14 protein-coding genes and 1 pseudogene are annotated in these 17972 nt (G+C 35.6%); 5 read left to right on the forward strand and 10 right to left on the reverse strand.

Going from position 1 to position 17972, the window contains the following annotated elements:
• Positions 1–39: 39 nt before the first annotated feature.
• Positions 40–177 (reverse strand): hypothetical protein, encoded by a 138-nt coding sequence (locus OOK92_RS07130; protein WP_264736426.1) that lies wholly within the window; start codon positions 175–177, stop codon positions 40–42.
• Here OOK92_RS07130 and OOK92_RS07135 point away from each other — a divergent pair.
• Positions 134–1111: a group II intron maturase-specific domain-containing protein gene (locus OOK92_RS07135; protein WP_264735523.1), complete on the forward strand. Its 978-nt coding sequence runs from the start codon at positions 134–136 to the stop codon at positions 1109–1111. The genes OOK92_RS07130 and OOK92_RS07135 overlap by 44 nt on opposite strands.
• 95 nt (positions 1112–1206) lie before the next feature.
• Positions 1207–1548 (forward strand): annotated as a pseudogene (locus OOK92_RS07140) (Rpn family recombination-promoting nuclease/putative transposase); the annotation flags it as partial.
• On the opposite strand, the gene OOK92_RS07145 reads toward OOK92_RS07140, so the two are convergent.
• The 4 genes from OOK92_RS07145 to OOK92_RS07160 form a co-directional block, all read right to left on the reverse strand.
• Positions 1541–1936 carry a cytochrome c-type biogenesis protein CcmH gene (locus OOK92_RS07145; protein WP_264735675.1) on the reverse strand — a complete coding sequence of 132 codons (396 nt, stop codon included), beginning with the start codon at positions 1934–1936 and terminating at the stop codon, positions 1541–1543. The pseudogene OOK92_RS07140 and the gene OOK92_RS07145 overlap by 8 nt on opposite strands.
• Positions 1920–2960 carry a hypothetical protein gene (locus OOK92_RS07150; protein ID WP_264735676.1) on the reverse strand — a complete coding sequence of 347 codons (1041 nt, stop codon included), beginning with the start codon at positions 2958–2960 and terminating at the stop codon, positions 1920–1922. Before OOK92_RS07150 ends, OOK92_RS07145 begins: the two co-directional genes overlap by 17 nt.
• 2 nt (positions 2961–2962) lie before the next feature.
• Positions 2963–3322, reverse strand: a complete 360-nt coding sequence (locus OOK92_RS07155; RefSeq protein ID WP_064125547.1) for a ferredoxin family 2Fe-2S iron-sulfur cluster binding protein — start codon at positions 3320–3322, stop codon at positions 2963–2965.
• A gap of 94 nt (positions 3323–3416) precedes the next feature.
• Positions 3417–3548, reverse strand: coding sequence for a hypothetical protein (locus OOK92_RS07160; protein WP_264731526.1), 132 nt, complete (start codon positions 3546–3548; stop codon positions 3417–3419).
• A gap of 849 nt (positions 3549–4397) precedes the next feature.
• Here OOK92_RS07160 and murD point away from each other — a divergent pair.
• The 3 genes from murD to OOK92_RS07175 all read left to right on the forward strand — a co-directional run bounded on the left by murD (position 4398) and on the right by OOK92_RS07175 (position 7841).
• A complete protein-coding gene (gene murD / locus OOK92_RS07165; protein ID WP_264735677.1) occupies positions 4398–5804 on the forward strand; it encodes a UDP-N-acetylmuramoyl-L-alanine--D-glutamate ligase in 1407 nt (468 codons plus the stop codon).
• Between the two features lie 6 nt (positions 5805–5810).
• On the forward strand, positions 5811–6410 hold the full coding sequence (locus OOK92_RS07170) for a COQ9 family protein (RefSeq protein ID WP_264329272.1): 600 nt from the start codon (positions 5811–5813) through the stop codon (positions 6408–6410).
• A gap of 90 nt (positions 6411–6500) precedes the next feature.
• Positions 6501–7841, forward strand: coding sequence for a hypothetical protein (locus tag OOK92_RS07175; protein ID WP_264735678.1), 1341 nt, complete (start codon positions 6501–6503; stop codon positions 7839–7841).
• Here the strand turns inward: OOK92_RS07175 and rsmD are convergent.
• The 5 genes from rsmD to OOK92_RS07200 form a co-directional block, all read right to left on the reverse strand.
• Positions 7838–8386, reverse strand: coding sequence for a 16S rRNA (guanine(966)-N(2))-methyltransferase RsmD (gene rsmD, locus OOK92_RS07180; protein ID WP_253309159.1), 549 nt, complete (start codon positions 8384–8386; stop codon positions 7838–7840). The two genes, OOK92_RS07175 and rsmD, sit on opposite strands and share 4 nt — an antisense overlap.
• A 119-nt stretch (positions 8387–8505) precedes the next feature.
• Positions 8506–9138: a WD_0853 family protein gene (locus OOK92_RS07185; RefSeq protein ID WP_264735679.1), complete on the reverse strand. Its 633-nt coding sequence runs from the start codon at positions 9136–9138 to the stop codon at positions 8506–8508.
• Positions 9122–12445: a TrbL/VirB6 family protein gene (locus tag OOK92_RS07190; protein ID WP_264735680.1), complete on the reverse strand. Its 3324-nt coding sequence runs from the start codon at positions 12443–12445 to the stop codon at positions 9122–9124. The genes OOK92_RS07185 and OOK92_RS07190 overlap by 17 nt, the downstream gene beginning before the upstream one ends.
• A 90-nt stretch (positions 12446–12535) precedes the next feature.
• Positions 12536–15532, reverse strand: coding sequence for a TrbL/VirB6 family protein (locus tag OOK92_RS07195; protein ID WP_264735681.1), 2997 nt, complete (start codon positions 15530–15532; stop codon positions 12536–12538).
• Positions 15529–17955, reverse strand: a complete 2427-nt coding sequence (locus OOK92_RS07200; RefSeq protein ID WP_264735682.1) for a TrbL/VirB6 family protein — start codon at positions 17953–17955, stop codon at positions 15529–15531. Before OOK92_RS07200 ends, OOK92_RS07195 begins: the two co-directional genes overlap by 4 nt.
• Positions 17956–17972: the final 17 nt, after the last annotated feature.

Raw genomic sequence — 17972 nt, forward strand, 5'->3', positions numbered from 1 at the left:
TCGTCATGCCACCGCGAACCGTCATATCGCCGCAGACCGTCATACCGCCGCGGTATCTCTTAGCATAGATCCCGCTAACAAGCAGCGGGATGACGAAGTTATCGTCATGCCACCGCGAACCGTCATCTCACCGTTGCTAGCTTGTGTTGCATTACACGGATTAGAGCAACATGTCAAAAAAGCATTAACAAACGAACTCTTTCAATGCATGAAAAGAAAATATGGTAGGATATCGCATAGAAACGCGCAAAAGTCTATTAGTGTAATTTTCTACTGTGATGATTTTGTCATCATACATGAAAACGAAGAGATTATTCTTAAAGCAAAAATTTTAGTTGAAGAATGGTTAGAAACCATTGGACTAAAATTAAAGCCCTCTAAAACAAGAGTTTCTCATACATTAAGAACCATTGACGAAACAAAACCAGGATTTGATTTTCTTGGATTTTCAATAAGACAATATCCAATAAAAGAAAGTAAGAAAGGTTACAAGTTATTAATCAAACCAAGTCGTAATTCTATAAAACAGCATACACTAGCTATTAAACATAAACTCAGAGAAATGCGTGGAGCACCACAAGAACGGGTGATAAAGGATCTCAATCCAATAAACAGAGGATGGAGTCAATATTACTCCTCGGTAGTTTCATGTAAAATCTTTAGCTCATTGGATAATATTATGCATAGAAAACTCTGGAAGTGGGCAGTTTTTAGGCACCCAAACAAAGGGAGATGCTGGATAAAAAGAAAGTACTTTAAGAAGTATAATAACGAAAACTGGCGCTTTATGACAAGTAACAAGGTACGTCTTACTATACACAGCGATCATGTTATTAAACGACATATCAAAGTGCAAAAAACCAGATCCCCATATGATGGTGATTGGGTATATTGGGGTAAACGTCTGAGAAAAATACCAGATAAGCCACTAGGAGTAATAAAATTATTGAGGTTGCAACAAAGTAAATGCGATAATTGTAGACTATGGTTTAAAAGTGATGATACAATAGAAATACATCACAAAGACCGGAATAGACGAAACAATATGATCACAAACTTATCTTTGTTACATGGACATTGTCACGATGAATTACACAGGAGGTGTGCATGAAAAGCACCAAATTAGAGAGAAGCCGTATGAGGCGCAAAGTCTCACGTACGGTTTTGCAGTCGAGTGAGGAAGGGCGACCTTCTTCACTTAGACAACAATACGCAGAAGAAACAACAGAAGAGGACTTAAAAGAGATAGCAGAAAAAGCGCCAATAATAAAGCTAGCATATGATGAATTAGACAAGTTTCGTTGGAACGAAAAAGATTTAGTAGCTTACGAAGAAAGAATAATGGATCTACGGAAAGAAGAAGCCATTCTTGAATACAGACTTGATCTTGCTGAAGAGAAAGGTATACAAAAAGGTATAGAGAAAGGAAAAATTGAAGTCGCAAAAGCAATGCTGGCTAATAATGTTGATGTCAACACTATTGTCAAGTGTACTGGCCTTTCTATTAGTGAGATTGAAGAATTAAGTGTGAACGGTTACATTACATAAAAGGTTTAAATATACTGGACATACTGATATACTTTCGTATTAAAAAACACCCAATAAGCAGAGTTGTGAGTGGAATAAACCACAAAATGTAAGTGCTAGGTGGGGTAGTTATAATTGAATTGCCGTAAGAATTTTTTAACTCTGAGATTATCTCTTCATCTGTGTATCCATCATTGATTTTTTTACGAATTGCTTCTCGCATATCATACGCAATCTGAGATCCAGATTCAGACAATGATTCGCCAGAACATATTGGACACCTTATTATTTCAAATAAACTGGTTGCTCGTTTTTCCATGCTTTTATCTCTGAGTTTATTATCCAGAGTAAAAGCGTTTACGCCTGAGTGAAATATCAATATGAAAAGTAAACTAACTACTGCTCTCATCCTTGGTTAATTGGGTTATTTTACTGAGTTGGTTCATAAAATCAGTGGTGGATAACTTTCCAATAAAGCTTGACCCTACATCATCATCGTACTTTATTGAAAATTGAACGCTGTCATCAGTTGTTTTTTCTGATAAGGAAGACATTAATTTTTCAAACGCATCTGAAGTTTTTGAGTCACCAATCATAAACGAGATTAATTCTTTATAATTTGATATAGCCACGTTGATTTTGTCTTTAAATGAAGACGTAACCAAATTATAATTTTGCATTCCACCATCTGCAGCAAGAGAAAAATTATTACTTTGAATTAAAAATTTCTCTATGTTGAAATTAACTCTGGAAGCTGAGATGTGGTTTACAAATTCGTAATCAAATTTAGTGTCGATACTAAGGTAACTTTCAGGACTTGCAGTATTTTTATACCGATAAGTATAAAAATCAAATCCTAGTTTAGTATTTCCACTTGGTTCTTTATCGAGGTGAAATTGAATGTAATTGCTTTTATCATTCACTTCAGTTATAACACTTTGCTGATTTTCTGAAACATCACATTTTAATCCATAATCTGCGTAACGAAGTGTATCTATATAGTCTATCACGGTACTATTTCTGTTGAATCGCAATGAAGATGGTAAATCATTTAGTCTAACAACAAAGTGGCTGCTATCGTTTGTGTGGCATTTTATATTCTTTTTCTCATCACCATGAACAACAATGTTGACTTCATTGCTTGGTATGTAGATATATACTGATTTATCAAACAATCTATTTTTTATCAATAAAGCATCAGATGAGATGGTTAATTGCTTATTGGAAAATTTTGGGTTTGTCACACGGAAAATTAGGTTAGAAGGAAGTCCACTGAAATCATGTGAAATATCAAACTTTTCGTCGTTAATGTATAGTATTGCTTCAGCTAAAAGATTTTTTACCTTACATGCAGAAAAATACCAAAAACCACTATACGCTACAGGAATAAACAAAAGTAAAGAGATGATAATATAGATAAAAATCTTACGCATAGCTAATTATTCCCCTGTTTATCCAATGATATATTTCTTGTACCCCTTGGTATGGTTACACACAAACCGTCGATATCTTTTGTGATTTTTATTTGGCACCCAAGTCTTGATGTCTCTGTTAAGCCGAAGGCTAGATCTAACATATCGTTTTCCTCATCAGATATGGGATTATGCGTTTCTACAGCATCATAAAATTCTGGATCAACAATCACGTGGCATGTAGAACAAGCAAGAGAGCCTTCACATGCACCTTCAAGCAGATCTGGATCACTTCTGTGGGCTAAATTAAGCAGAGTTTCTCCCTCTGCAGCTTCATAGCTTTTCTTACTCCCATCAGGTAAAACAAAAGTAACAGATGGCATATTATTCCTATTAAAATCCTTACTAATTTCTCTGTATTCTACAGGTAATAACTAATATTTGCAAACTCTTTGCAATTCCAGTGCCTATTTTTTGTCATCCAAGTACCCCTTTCTTGTCATTCAAGTAGCTGACTACTTGGATCCAGATTGGATACTGAGTTGGTGAGTATAAAAGTATAGCTTCTACGTCATACCGCCACGAACCGTCATACCGTGATTTATTCACGGTATCTCATCCGCTAACACGCAGCAGGATGACGAGGTTATCGTCATGCCGCCGCGAACCGTCATACCGCCGCAGACCGTCATACCGCCGCGGTATCTCTAGATCCCGCTAACAAGTAGCGGGATGACGAATTACTTAACCGTCATACCGTGATTTATTCACGGTATCTCACATAGATCCCGCTAACAAGCAGCGGGATGACGAGGTTATCGTCATGTCACCACGAACCGTCATACCGCCGCAGAACGTCATACCGCCGCGGTATCTCTAGATCCCGCTAACAAGCAGCGGGATGACGATTTATCAGCAATCTACGTCATACCGCGATTCATTCGCGGTATCTCATCAGCTAACAAGCAGCGGGATGACGAGCTTATCGTCATGCCACCGCGAACCGTCATACCGCGATTCATTCGCGGTATCTCCAGATCCCGCTAACACGTAGCGGGATGACGGTTGTCGTTTAGCTATAAATATTTAAGAAATTTACCAAACGAAAAAAAGGCAAAAGAAGCCCCGAGTAGCGAGTTTTGACTCTATATTACTGTAAGTGGCGCTATAATAATGTGCTGACGCTTAGTTTAAGCGCGATTTGGCTGAATGTAGAAAAAATTTAAAAGACATGCAGCCGCTATAATTTTATGTAATCCGCCAATAAATACCTGAGTTTTTTACTGAATTTTGTTGTTGAGCCCGCGCGGATCAAAAACAAGTTTTGAGTCATAAATACCCTTAATACTACAATAAGGGGGCTGGCGGAGTTTGTCAAGTAGGTTTTTTCGTTTCTACTGAATGACAGTTGTGACCTATGCAAGAAGTCTGTTGTAGTTTGTACGATATCTTTATAAAATGGTTCGCATAAGTTATCTAGCAGTGCAACTAAACAAATACAAAAATCAAAACGTCGCGGTTTTTGGTCTTGGTAAAACTGGTTTATCCGCCATTAACGCTCTGATAAAGAGTGGTGCAAGAATATATGCATGGGATGATCATGAAGAGCAAATAGCAAATGCAAAAATGATGTATAAAAAATGTAATTTTATTCATCCCAAGGAATACAATTGGCATGAGATCAGTGCATTGGTTTTAAGCCCTGGAGTGCCAACAGAGCCACATTGGATAGTAAAACTTGCAAGGAGATTTGATTGCAAAATAAAATCAGACATTGAGCTATTTCTTGAAGCTAAAACTACGAACCAGAAGGTAATAGGCATCACAGGAACAAATGGTAAATCAACCACTACATCACTAATAGGGCACATATTAAAATCTGCAGGGAAAAAAGTAGCTATTGGTGGAAATTTAGGCGTTCCTGTTTTGGATCTAGAAAGAGATGCAGAAATTTATGTAATTGAATTTTCCTCTTTTCAATTGGAGTTGATGAATGAAATTAACGTGGACATTTCAGCACTGCTCAATATTACACCAGATCACATAGATAGGCATGGAAGTATGGAGAACTACATAGCAACTAAATTAAAACTGATAAACGGTAGTGAGGTTGCCGTAATAGGATGTGACAATGAGATTACTGCTGACATATTCAACAAATTCACTGGAAACAAAATTCCAATCTCAGCTTCGATGTCATCCTCTTTGTCATTCCAGCCACTTCTTTTGTCATCCCAGTGCTTGGCTACTCGGATCCAGAAGATCTCGTTAAAACTAGAGAATCATAGCTTATCAGTAAGCGACGTGAAAATAAACCTAATATCCAATGCAGAAAACATAGCAGCCGCATATGCCGTATGTAAGCTACTTGGAGTAGATAGCAACACTATTATCAATGGAATCAAGTCCTTTTCAGGACTGAGGCATAGGAATGAACTGCTTGGCAAAATAAGAAATGTGTTTTTCGTGAACGATAGCAAAGCAACTAATGCAAAGTCGAGCGAAAAGGCGATCTTATCTTATGAAAACATAAATTGGATCGTTGGTGGAAGAAGCAAAAAAGGTGGAATAGAATCATTAAGCAAGCATTTCACGAGGATTAGAAAAGCTTTTCTTATTGGGGAATCAACCGAAGCCTTTGCAAACACTATGGAGAATAAAGTAGATTATGTTAGATGTTGCAATCTAGAAGATGCATTCAGATTGGCTTTTGAAGAGGCCTTAAATAGCGCAGAAGAAGTAACTATATTACTTTCTCCCACGTGTGCTTCTTTTGATCAATGGAAAAATTTCGAGGAACGTGGTGAAGCATTTTGTAGAATGTTTGAAAATCTCAGGTACAATCACACATGCTGTTTAGTATAATGTTGCGTGGAACAAGATGAAATAAAGTTAATAATAGATAAGCTAATTAGGGTTATTCCATTTGAAGGGATAAGCGATGAAACCCTATTAAAAATTTGCACAGACCTTAATCTAGCTAATAGCTTTTGCAAATTTCAGAATGGAATATATAGCGCTTTGGAGCACATAGCAGAGGACTTAAATAGCTCAATGGAAGCTGAACTAAGAAATTCCAATTTAGAAGATATGAAAGTGCGAGAGCGGGTAAAGTTAGCTATTCAAATACGCCTTTCAAACTACGCTAAGCTACCGAATTATAGAGAACTTTTAAAAAATGTTTTATCATTCTCCGTATCACCAAAAAATACATATTTTTCTAGTAAACTTTTATACAGAACTATTAGCGCGATTTGGTATGGCATTCATGACCAATCAACAGATTTTAACTACTATACAAAAAGAGCAATATTAGCTGGAGTGTACTTAAGTACGATACTTTTTTTTATCAATGATTATTCAGAAGATTTTGCGGATACTTTATCGTTTCTTGATAACCGTATCAACAATGTCATGACATTTCAAAAATTCAAAACTCGCTTAAAAGGAATCATAGGAAATTTCTTATAAGCTTTTCATCATACTGGTTATTCATATTTATATTCTCTTGTTTTTTTTTGATCTTTATGTTAAAATAACTAAATATTCATTAACGATAAAATGAAAGTTATTTATCATACCAATGGTAATATCAAGCCAGAAGAAAATACGAAACATATAATAAACTTTTTTGGAGTACTTGGGTGTATTAAGGTTAATACTCGTAGTAAAAATCCACCTAAGGAGCAAGAAAGTAAGTTAGTTAAGCATTATTTTGACTATCCTTATTTTTCTAGAATTGTTAATCCAGAATTCTTTAAAAAAGAATTGAATGATGAAGAAAGAAAATTCAATAGGAGAATAGTATCACTATGGTTATGTTCTGCTATATTTTCTACTGCTTCTATTGTATCGTTATACTTGGCATACCAGAATCAAAAATCAAAAAAGGTACTTACAGGGTTAGCTTTTGCATCAGTAGTGCTATCAATTTTGGCTACCATATGTTTTATCGTATTTTGCCTATGGATGCTTTTTGACTTTGTTAAGGAAAGGTTCGTTGTACATAGAATCAAAAGCTTTTTGGAAAATGAAGTCAGCCCTGAGTGGGTAAAGCGTTACAAAAAAGAACTTGTAGGTGACGATAAGGAAGTGGATGCAGAAGCTCACGATCAAGAGTTAGGAGAAAATAAAGATATAGAAGATATTGTGGAGTTCCTCTTGGAAAGAAAGAAAATTGTAGCGCTATATGAATTTCTAACAAACGGTGAAAAGTTAGTTCAAGCTGGAATGGCAATGGTAAACATGTTACTTGTAAAAGGTGTGCATCCAAACGATATAATTTTGGATACTAACTCTCTTGGAGGAGGAATTGCAGCAGAAGTTTTAAAAAGGTTTGAAAAGCAAGGGATTTATTTAACGCTAATTCATAGTAATTCTTATAGCTCGCTTAAGGATGCAACTAATAACTTTCCTCATGGGGTAGGGAGTTTTTTCATGAGACGGCTTCCTGCAAAATTCTTGAATTTTTGGTTTAGTCGTTGCGGATTGGAATTTAATTCACGAGAGATTATAGAGAATACAAAATGTCCTGTATTGATTGTCGGTAGGAAAGGCGATACTGTGATTCCACAGGAAATACAACTTGTTGGTAAACTGAGTGATCAATCAACTGAAGAAAGGTTAAGAAGAAATAGAGTGCTTGAACATGATCCAGAAAGAGCTTGTGAGAATAAAAATATTCACATCGATCATGAAGAACATTTGGTATGGAAAGATGGCGAAAAATATGAAAGTTATATTAAAATAAAAAGTGATTTTATTGAGTTGGCGGATAATTATCTGGTAAGTAATAACTTTAATGGAGGTTATAAGCCTGAAGAATACAAAAAAAGCCATTTCTCAGGAAACTTGACGGAAATAGAACTGAAACCCATCAATGAAGAGTATATGCAAGTTTAAGTTAATAGAGAAAGAAAAATTATTCTTGCTATACCGTAGGTACGTTCCAAGATTATACTGAAGTTTTTATTGCACTCAAAACCTTCGTTTTTCCTAATCTCTAGAATTATCAATGCATCATCACTTAACCAGCCTGAGTGAGCTAGTCCATTCAACGTTGATTCAACTAGATTGCTATTGTAAGGTGGGTCTATAAAAACTACATCGCACTTTGAAATAGGTTGTGGCAATTTGTTAGCACTGCAACAAATTAGCGTGACATTGTTCGTAATTCCAAAATCTTCTGCTGTTTTTTTAGGCAGTTGCAAATTGTAATAATCTGAATCCACCATGAATGCATGTTTAGCGCCGCGAGAAAGTGCTTCAAATGAAAAAGAGCCACTTCCGCAGAATAAATCAAGTACATTCAAGTTATAAATAGGTTTTCTTGAGGAAAGTATACTAAATATTGCTTCTCGGACAACACTCATAGTTGGCCGTGCAGCTAAATGCTTACCTGTAGTTATTTTTCTTCCGCGATATTTGCCTGCAATGATGCGTAGCATACTAAATAAGCTCCAAAATAACTAATTATTTATACTATATGATTAATGTCAATATGGCTTTAGCAGTTTAATAGAGAGAAGCTATCGAGTCGCTTGTAAGAAAGACACAAACACAAAACTCATCCGTTATTTTTTTCTGATTTGCCTACTGCATTAATTGCTTGACCAATCTCATCTTGTAAACCACCATAATCATTTCTTTCATCATGATTTATCCCTTCAATTCTGCTTTCTAACTCCAGCTTAATTATAGTATTAATTTTATCTATGTTATCGAGAAAGCTTTTACATTCTTCATCACTATACTCTTCGCCAGATGCTTTTTTTTCAACAAATAGGTTTTTAAATCCTACTAAATCGGAATTCTGATCGGTATTCAGTACAACATTTCTCTCTACGAAGCTAAGATCTGATAGTAATAAACTAACCTCTAATAGATCTTCACTTTTAATGTTTGCAAGATTATCAAGATTGTCTAAAATATTAAACACCTTAAGCCTTTCTTGTGCAATCTCTTTGTCTTCCTTATCAAATTCAGACAATAAACTATGATTATCTACAAATTTCTCACTCAAAGCTTTATTTAATTTAGTGAGGTCGATATTGTTGTCTAGTGTGTTGTCTAATAGTAGATCTACTCTTGCCCTACGCGCATTTAAAATGTCATCGTAGTCATTTAACTTTATATTACCATCACCGTCTTGCTGCAGACCATAATAATTTAATCCTTTAAAGTTATGATTCTTCGTCATTATCACCCCTGTTATCAGCCCTTTCATTATTCTCACGTTCTGTATCTTCTCCAAAAAGTAATGAGGTGTCGTAATTTTCGCCTTCTTGATCTCTTTCTTTTTTTCTTCTAGCTCTTTCAGCACGTTTTTCTATAGCTTCCGGAGTATTAGTGTATTTTTCTGTGCCTAACTCTCGTGCTAATTCATTTGATTGATCAGACTTATTTTCCTTTAGTGGTTGATCAAGCTTGTCTTTTTCTGGTTCTCTCTTACGTCCGATAGTGTAATCATGAAGTTTTTCTAAGAAATCTCGCCTATGCGATTTTGCTCTACAGAGCAGATTACCTTGGTAACCATCTTTTTCTCCTGTACGGTGGCTAACTCCTATAGAATCAAGGCCATGCTCCCAAGTAAACTTCATAGCATCTTCTATTGTATAGCCCAAATGTGACCCTACATATCCTTTATAATAATCTAAATATTTACCAATCCTTCTATGTGTAATATCTTCTTTATCAACTCCAAATGCCCTGTAAATTTTTTCCTCAAGCTTATCAATGTCATTTTCAGGCGATGTCACAAATTTTGTTGCTTCAATAGTAGCATTTACAAGTTTACGTGGCGCATCAATAGCATGTTTCAGTACACCTCCAACTCTTGGTATCCTACCCAGTAGATTAGCTGTACCTCCGGCTAATCTGTCTGGTAAATGAGTAGCCCAACTGCCTAAAGACTCTAGTTTTCCACCAGCAAAATCTTGCCACTTCTGCTTTAATCCTTCTGCTACACCAGCTAAAGGTGACGCATGATACATGCTAGATATGCTGTAAACGCTGTATCCACCACCGGCAATACTTGAGCCCATTTGTTGCACAAACTCACGTAAGGAGAACATTAAGAATGAGAGCAAGAATAATACAAAGATTTCCCCCGCATTGATTAAATAGCCCCTCTGTATGTCTTGCACCCTTTGGTAATCGCTATTATTTTGATAATCTTTATTTAAGTCAGAGAAATTTTCCAATTTACAGCTTTTATCACTTTTAATCACCTTTTCCACCAAAGACTTTATCTCTCTTTTAAGATCTGGTCTTATGGTACCTTTTCTGTAGTCATCCACTATTTTCCTATAATTTTTACATTTTTCTTCATCTTGCTGAGGTTGACAGTAAAGCTCTGTTATTTTACTATTCATACCACCTATCTTTTTGTCTATATTGTTGATCAGTAATATAATGTTAGCCCTCTCTGATGCATGAGATAAACTATTTGTTAAGCGTACTAGATCTTTTTCACTACAGCCATTACTAACTACCATATCACTTTCTGCAATATAGTGGTCTGCTGGATTCCTTTTAGTACCAGGAATTGGATTAAAGAAAGGATAATCTATATAACGAAAACCTTTTTCAATGTAATCCGGTGGAAGCGGGATATACCCAGCGCCGCCAGTAAATTTTATTGTACCACCTTCTCTGCTTATCTTTTCTATACCTTCTATGTTCTTATCTACGTTCAGCGGAGAAGCTTCTCCAAGAGTGTAAGGTACGAAAATTTGCCCTGGGGTCCAACCAAAGTACTGCTTATCAACGATACAAAAACCGCCAAACACCCATTTTGGAGCACATAACCTTACCTCAAACCATTTATTGTAGCATACAGTAAAACCTAACTGCCTATAAAAGGTATTCATTATAATGGAAGCCAGTAATGACAAGAGAGCAAATATCATAATCGACTGTAAACAAAAGCTGATGCAGAATTTTATCCAACCTTCAAACAGACTTTTCAGCGGTGAAAATAAAATAGAGATCAGGAACAATGGCATGATAGCTATAAGAAAAGCTATACCCATAAAACCAGAGAGAAATATTATGTAAGCATATAAGCACAGCAAGAAATATAAAACTATCCCTATGAAAATTGCTGGTATCATAAGTAAGCTTGCCCACATTTGGTAATGTAAAAACGCTGCAAACTTTTTCCAAACAGAATAAGCAAAAAACTTATTGAACATGTCCTCCATGAAGCTAAACAACTTAGCTTCATCTCCTTGAGCAATACTTCCGGTGTTCATGTTGGGAGCAAAATTAGTAATTATACTTATCAGTTGTTCAAGACCTTTAACGAATAGAACGAGAAAATGATCATAGAAAAATCTAAAACTTCCAGGAGATATAAGCACTATTACTAGAGTGATTTTCATCATTCTGATGAGCATATCATGCTTAGTTTCTCGTATCATGCCAAAAAGATAAAGAAGCGATGAAATCATTACAAATAGAACAAGCAAGGAAAGAACAAAATTGTGAAAACTTGAACCTTTTTTAACTATATTCTCAAACATAGTTTGCGCAGCCGCACACTCACTACCTTTACAATCTTTATTAGGTGAGATCAATAAAGTGTCTTTTAGATAATGATAAACTTCATTGAAAAATCCAAAGGTACCTGGTTTTTGTACTCCACCCAAAAACTCAAAAGAGTAGCCACCTACATTATCTAAGTAATATCTATCTAATATTTTTACATATATTTTCCATCCCTTTTCTAACTTCAACTCATTACAATTTCTGTCCTTTAATGTAGTGCTATCTCTGTCTAAAGTAAAAAGTCCATTGGCGCCCTCTGCTGTGGAGTTATAACCTAGATGTACAGTAGGATATTGAGGATCGCGCATTAACTTTAGATTTTCGTTAGGATCATCTTTCCCCGTTTGAAACAAAAGATAAGCACCATGACCATTGGTAAACCAACATGGAGCACCACGTGATACTGTATTTGCGCTATCATCTTCATTAATGCACTTGCACTTTACAGTGCAACTTGCATCAGGCTTACTTGAAAATTTTTGTATGCTAGGTTTATAATCATTACAAACTAAGTGAAAGTCAGGTAGACTATTATCACCTGACTTGCCTTCAAATTTAGTTGCATATTTTAACTGCTCCAAGCCTTGTAAGGTATAACTGCCTTTTTTAGATTCCTTCTTGTTATTATTACTCCAAGATGTCCATGCACCATTAACTCGCACTATTAAGCTATCTCCATTGGTTTCTAATCCAGTATCTTTCCACTTCACCACTTGGTTATGGTGGAAACCATAATTAATTTCTCCAGTTTCAGGATCAATAACTTCTCCATCTTCTGGAATAAACGCATCGTGATCGTTTGTAAAATGAGCGCTTACTGCAATAGGTTCAGGACCAAAATAATCGGCAGATATGCACCTTGGGAAAGGCATATCGTTCTTACTACAACCTGTGATCAGCACATAAGCTGCAAGAAGTAATACCCTAAACCAACATTTGCCTAAGCGTGATTGCATATCTAAACTTTTTCCAAATATAGAAATAAATTTCTAAAACTTTACTTAAAATATCTTTTTAATTAGTTACTCCATAACATCATTCATATCTTACTTCTCTCCATTTCCTTCCTTGTTTTTAGCTTTATCACTAGGATCACTTCTTATTGTTTCATCAGGATTTTTTTGCTGACCTGATTGTTTTGGTGCTTCAGGTTTAGAGCTCCCCCTCTCCTTTTTATCAGGACCTTCTTGCTTACCTGATTGTTCTGGTATTTCAGATTTAGGGCTCATGGAATTATCCTTCACGTCAACTTCCGTCCGATCTTTACCCACTTGTTGCCTAATGTTCTGTATCATACCTTGGGTGTTATTATCAAGGCCAACAGTTGACAGTATAGCTTGTGATGCGCTTGTGGCAACTTGACGAACACTGCCAGCAACTCCCCAACCAGAGCTGAATAGTGCTTGTGCCATAGTTTCTGATATAGTAACAAAAGCTTCCATTGCATTAGCAATAATTAAGTACATAAATGCTTGGATCAGATCTATGGGCAACGCTGCAAAGTGCCCACCAGCCCTTTCTCCGGTACTGAGTGCAACATCAACATTAGTGCCAGGACTGTATCCAAGAGGCAGTATTGATTTCATCAAGCACAGATCATACGATAAGAAATTTACGCTAATTAAACATTGATAGCATGCAGAAAAATTTGTGAGATTGTATAGAACTGAATACATCAACTGATTTAAAAGAGATAAAGATGAAAATAAAATAACTGGTTGTACTGCAACGTGAGCCAGCGTTTTTATCCAGTTATCAAACAAGGGTTTAGTCTGTTGAAATAAAATAAACACGATAAACAAAGGTGTTAATGACAGTAAAAACGCTACTAGAACAGTAGATATTACATATTTAAACGTAGCGCTAATAATGCATTTTAAAAACGCAAAAGTAGCGTAGAGTATTGCCAAAAATGCAATAAAGCCAAAAGGACCAGAGAGCATCAACGATAAAAACTTTAACCAAGTTTCTGCTGTGAATAATACTCCTGCTGTTAAGTCTAAGAATGCAAATTTCTCCTCCCCTTCCCCTATATAGCCAGAAAAACTATCAACTAAATAAGTGCTACCATCTATAAAAAGTCTGGATAAAGTTGTACCAAAAAGTTCCCAGCTTCTATCGCTAAAGGCAAAAGCTATAAATGCTATCTTGAACATTCTTACAATGAAATCAAATTTACTTAGCTGTATTGTTCCAAGCATATAGCCAACGACAGTAAATATAACGTATAGAGTAAGCAAAGCTCTTACTCCTTGAAGAAGACCTCTTGCATATCCTTTGTATGAATCTTTAACGCTGTCACCAATTACTTCTTTTTTCATAAAACCAAATATCTTGTTTATATTTGATGAAATAAAATCATTAATTTTTCTTTTGACAAATAAAGTTACTGTGTACTTATTATTTTCGTAATATTTGCCATTTTTGTCCGTAATGTCATCTTTCTCTACGTTGCTTACATCAATACCAAAATATATCTTCTTAGATTCTTCATTCTGAAAGTGTTCTCCGCTTATTACATCTAATATGGTGTACTCATCTTTTCCGTCCACTCTTTCTCTTACCACTTTGAAATCATTAGTTCCTACACCATGCAAATCTTTAGGTGGGTTATCACCCAAATACACATACAGTTTTTCGCCATTAATATATTCACATGATCTAGTCACTTTAACATGGTACCCACCCCTATTAGCTCCATAATTACCATAATCTGCAATGGCAAGCATCACACTGCTACCAGGTGTTACACTTCCTATTGGATAGTCATGATTTAATTTCAGAGAAAAATCCTTAAAATTATCACTAATTTGCGAACACACATTATCCTTTCTTGCACCTACTTCATTATCTGGAAGACATTGCATACCTTTAGCAGTACCTTGATTATCAAGATCACCAATTTTTGCAACAAGAGCCTCAGCCCAGGAAATATCTTCTTCAGTGTTTGATGTCAAATTAATGTTAATCTGCTTTGGATCCTCTTTGTTTTCTTTAATCTTCTTAAGCTTGTCTTCAACCTCTCTAAGGTGAGAATACATATCACATTTGCCGTTTTCATTATCATATTTTTTGTATCTTATAGAAGAGACACAGTTTTGTTCTCCTGCTTGACCTGAACCATAGTTCCATATACCCTTCTCAGTATAGCATATATTTTGATGGTAACAGTTGAGCTCATAGGAGGAGTACTTTTTTCTCTCATCAAGACTACAGTCTTTTCCATCACATAACTCATTCAATCCTATTTTAGCGCGGCGTAAATAGAGCAGTGAACCATATACCCATGGTTCGTTGTCTTCAATATAACCTTTATTAAAATGTACCTTATTATCATATGGGGTATACCCATTGCCAACTAGCACTTTGCTTTCCTTTGCTTTTGTTTTATCAAGAGGTAAAAATTGTATTTTATTTTTTGTACCATCTTTACCATCACAAAAAAACTCTCCCCCCTGATGTACTTCACTCACTGTAGCTTTCTTATATACAGTTTCCTTACGGTCATTTTCTACAGCTTTATAACAATTATCATCAAAATTGATGCCTTTCCCTTCTGGATTGTCATAATCAATTGTTATTTTTCTGGGAACTAAGCTAAAGCTTAACCTGTCACCAGGACTTACTTTTATTCCAGTGTCTACATAACGTCTATTGCTGCCAAATTCTTTACCGCCGCACAATTCGTTTTCATTTACGCCATAATTATTAGGCACATCGTTAATATTTGCAGCTTTACTATAATTTGGTTCTGAGCCATCAGCACAAAAGCTAGCTGGCACAAGTACTTTCCTTGGATTTTTGTCTTCTTTAAAAGGGCAAAAATTTACTGATCCATCGAGGGTGAATTTGATTTCCTCACCCTTGCTAATTATCTGACCAGAATCAACCCAATGAATTTTAACTCCTTCATCTGCTTTATGAACTGGAACATCCACATTAACGCTGGTGTTTCTGCTCTGCAACCCAGGCTCAACACACTCCATAGTACAACCAGTGATTGCAAGACACAGTATCAATAATAGTGATCTTTTACTTATCATTGCTGTCTTCCTGGTTGTGGTATCTGAGGCGTTGACCTTTGAGTCCCTTGTGGTATTTGAGGTCTTGACGCACCTGACTGTTGAAAAGTACCTCCTCCTCTTCTTTGAACGCTTTGTTCATCTAACCCTACTGTTCCCATTAAGCTTTGTTGATATTCTTTTCCAGGTTCGTTTTGCACATAAGCACCAAACAACGAGTCAGATATTGCCGAAGAAGCTTTAACTAAAGCTTTCATAGCGTGTCCCAAAATAACAAAAGCCATCATAGCGGTAATATTAGGTGTATATTTGGAAGCATAACCATAGAAGATACAAGGGTTAAAAATCTTTAGGTTAATACTAAGTATACACGTAGAGCAGACTTCAAAATCAAATACTGAATATATGATATAATCCATAACCTGACTTATCAGTGATATAAAAATTAAAAGCACTACTGGATGAATCGCAAATCTTGCTAAATTTTTAACCCAGTTGTGAAACATCTGCCTAGTATACGCAAATAAAAGACAAATAATAAAAATAGGTGCTAAAGAAAGCAATAACGCAACTATTGCTATAGATGTAATAAAAGAAAATAAGGCATTAAAAATAGATAAGCTCACTGTGATTAAACCCCAAATCACCAAGCAAAAAGATACAATGCCCAAAGGGCCAGAAAATATAAGAGATACTATTAACAATACTGAATGCGATGACAGAAATCTATTTAACGGCAAATCAAGAAACTCAAAAACATTTGAAGTAGTGCCTCTGAAATTTGCTATTTCTATTAACTGTTTTGGGGTGTTAATAAAAATAGAAAATGCATTGTTATAAAAAAAATTCCAACTGTTGTCCTGCAGCAGCTGGGTAATAACTCCTATCTTTACGCATATAATTAGAAACTCATATATAGAAATATGAGTTAATCCAAAAAAGTAGTAAAGGGTATATAAGATTATGTATAATACTAACAGCGATATTATCGTAGATCTAATGATGTTTGTTTTGCTTGATTTTAGAAAACTTTCGTAAAGATGCTTTACAGGACTAGTATCAGAGTGAATCGCGTTGGAGTCTTTATAGCTGGAACCAAAAAATGCAGTTTTTACTTTTTCGTCAAAAAAATTATAGATTGCACTAAAAGTTCTTGTAGGTGGCTCTTTAGTTGTTAGGTTAATGCTAAACTGACCTTCATTTTTGTAATCGCAGCCATGGTCTCTTATTCCGTAATATATGGTGCCTGTTTTGTCTTTTAACTTTTCTTTTAAGCCTTCCATGTACTCAGTATCATGAACTTGGCTAATATCCACAGATATATCTCCCTGAGTTTCGTCAGGCTCACGTTCAGGAAGTTTGTCAGAGACGCTTATATATAAGCTATTCTCCAGACTATGGTTTTTTGTTACCCTAACGTTGTAACCGCCCTTGCCACCACCATCACCTAACGCAAAAATCAACTCTGAGCCTATTGCATGGTTTTTACTTATCTGATGGTCACAACTAGTACATATACCACCATCTTGCGCATTTTTAAACTTTACACCATCCATATAAACACTTAAGTGTTGAACATCAGTTTCTATTTCTGCATTCTTTAAAATGTCACTAATAGCCTCACCAACAGATTCTTTACTAACAGACTTTAAAGCACTTTTAATGGATTTACCCAGATTGCTTTTTGTAGCATTCTGTGCAAGACTAGGCAAACAAAGCTTTTCTCCACGATTATCAAGAAAGCATGCATATTTACAGGTTAGGTCTAAGATATATGTATCTATCTTGCTTGCTTGATTACTTGAAAGCGAGCTGCAGTCTATATCTTTTCCTTGTTGTTTTATAGAATTGACAATATCTTCGATCTCCTTTCTTCTTTTATCTTGATCTGATCTTGAAAAATCTGGACTCTGATATTCTTTTCCATTTTGATGCAGCCAGTATTCATTGCTTCGTATGTACTTATTAGGACATATTCCATCCTGACATCCTTCTTGATTTAAAACATGTGCAAAATGTTCCGTTTCTTGCTCGCTACACTTTTCATCGATTTTCACATACCTGATTTTTGTCTCACTCTCTTTATCTTTACACACTTTACTTCCAATAACACTAAAGCTTATCGTATCGTCTTTTTTAAGTGCAAATGGTAATGTAACGTCATTTCTCCCAGGCCTAATTGCAAAATCTGCATACTGCTTAGGACAAAAATTAACCTTACTAGGCACTATATTAATCTCTGTTACGCTTCTTATCCCATCTGAGATGTAAACACCAGAATCAACCCACTTCTGCTCTGTTGACACTATATCTAGTTTTTCACGCAAACCTGATAAATTTTCTGGCTTAATACAGTGATCCTCCCCGCATCCAGACAATAAAAAAAGTACCACAAAACTTATGCATAGCTTACCCAAGTTTTGGTTACTTAAACGTTTAAGCATCTGTTACTTACCTTAAC

Origin of the sequence: Wolbachia endosymbiont (group A) of Rhinocyllus conicus, assembly GCF_947250775.1 — a bacterium.
Lineage (GTDB): Bacteria > Pseudomonadota > Alphaproteobacteria > Rickettsiales > Anaplasmataceae > Wolbachia.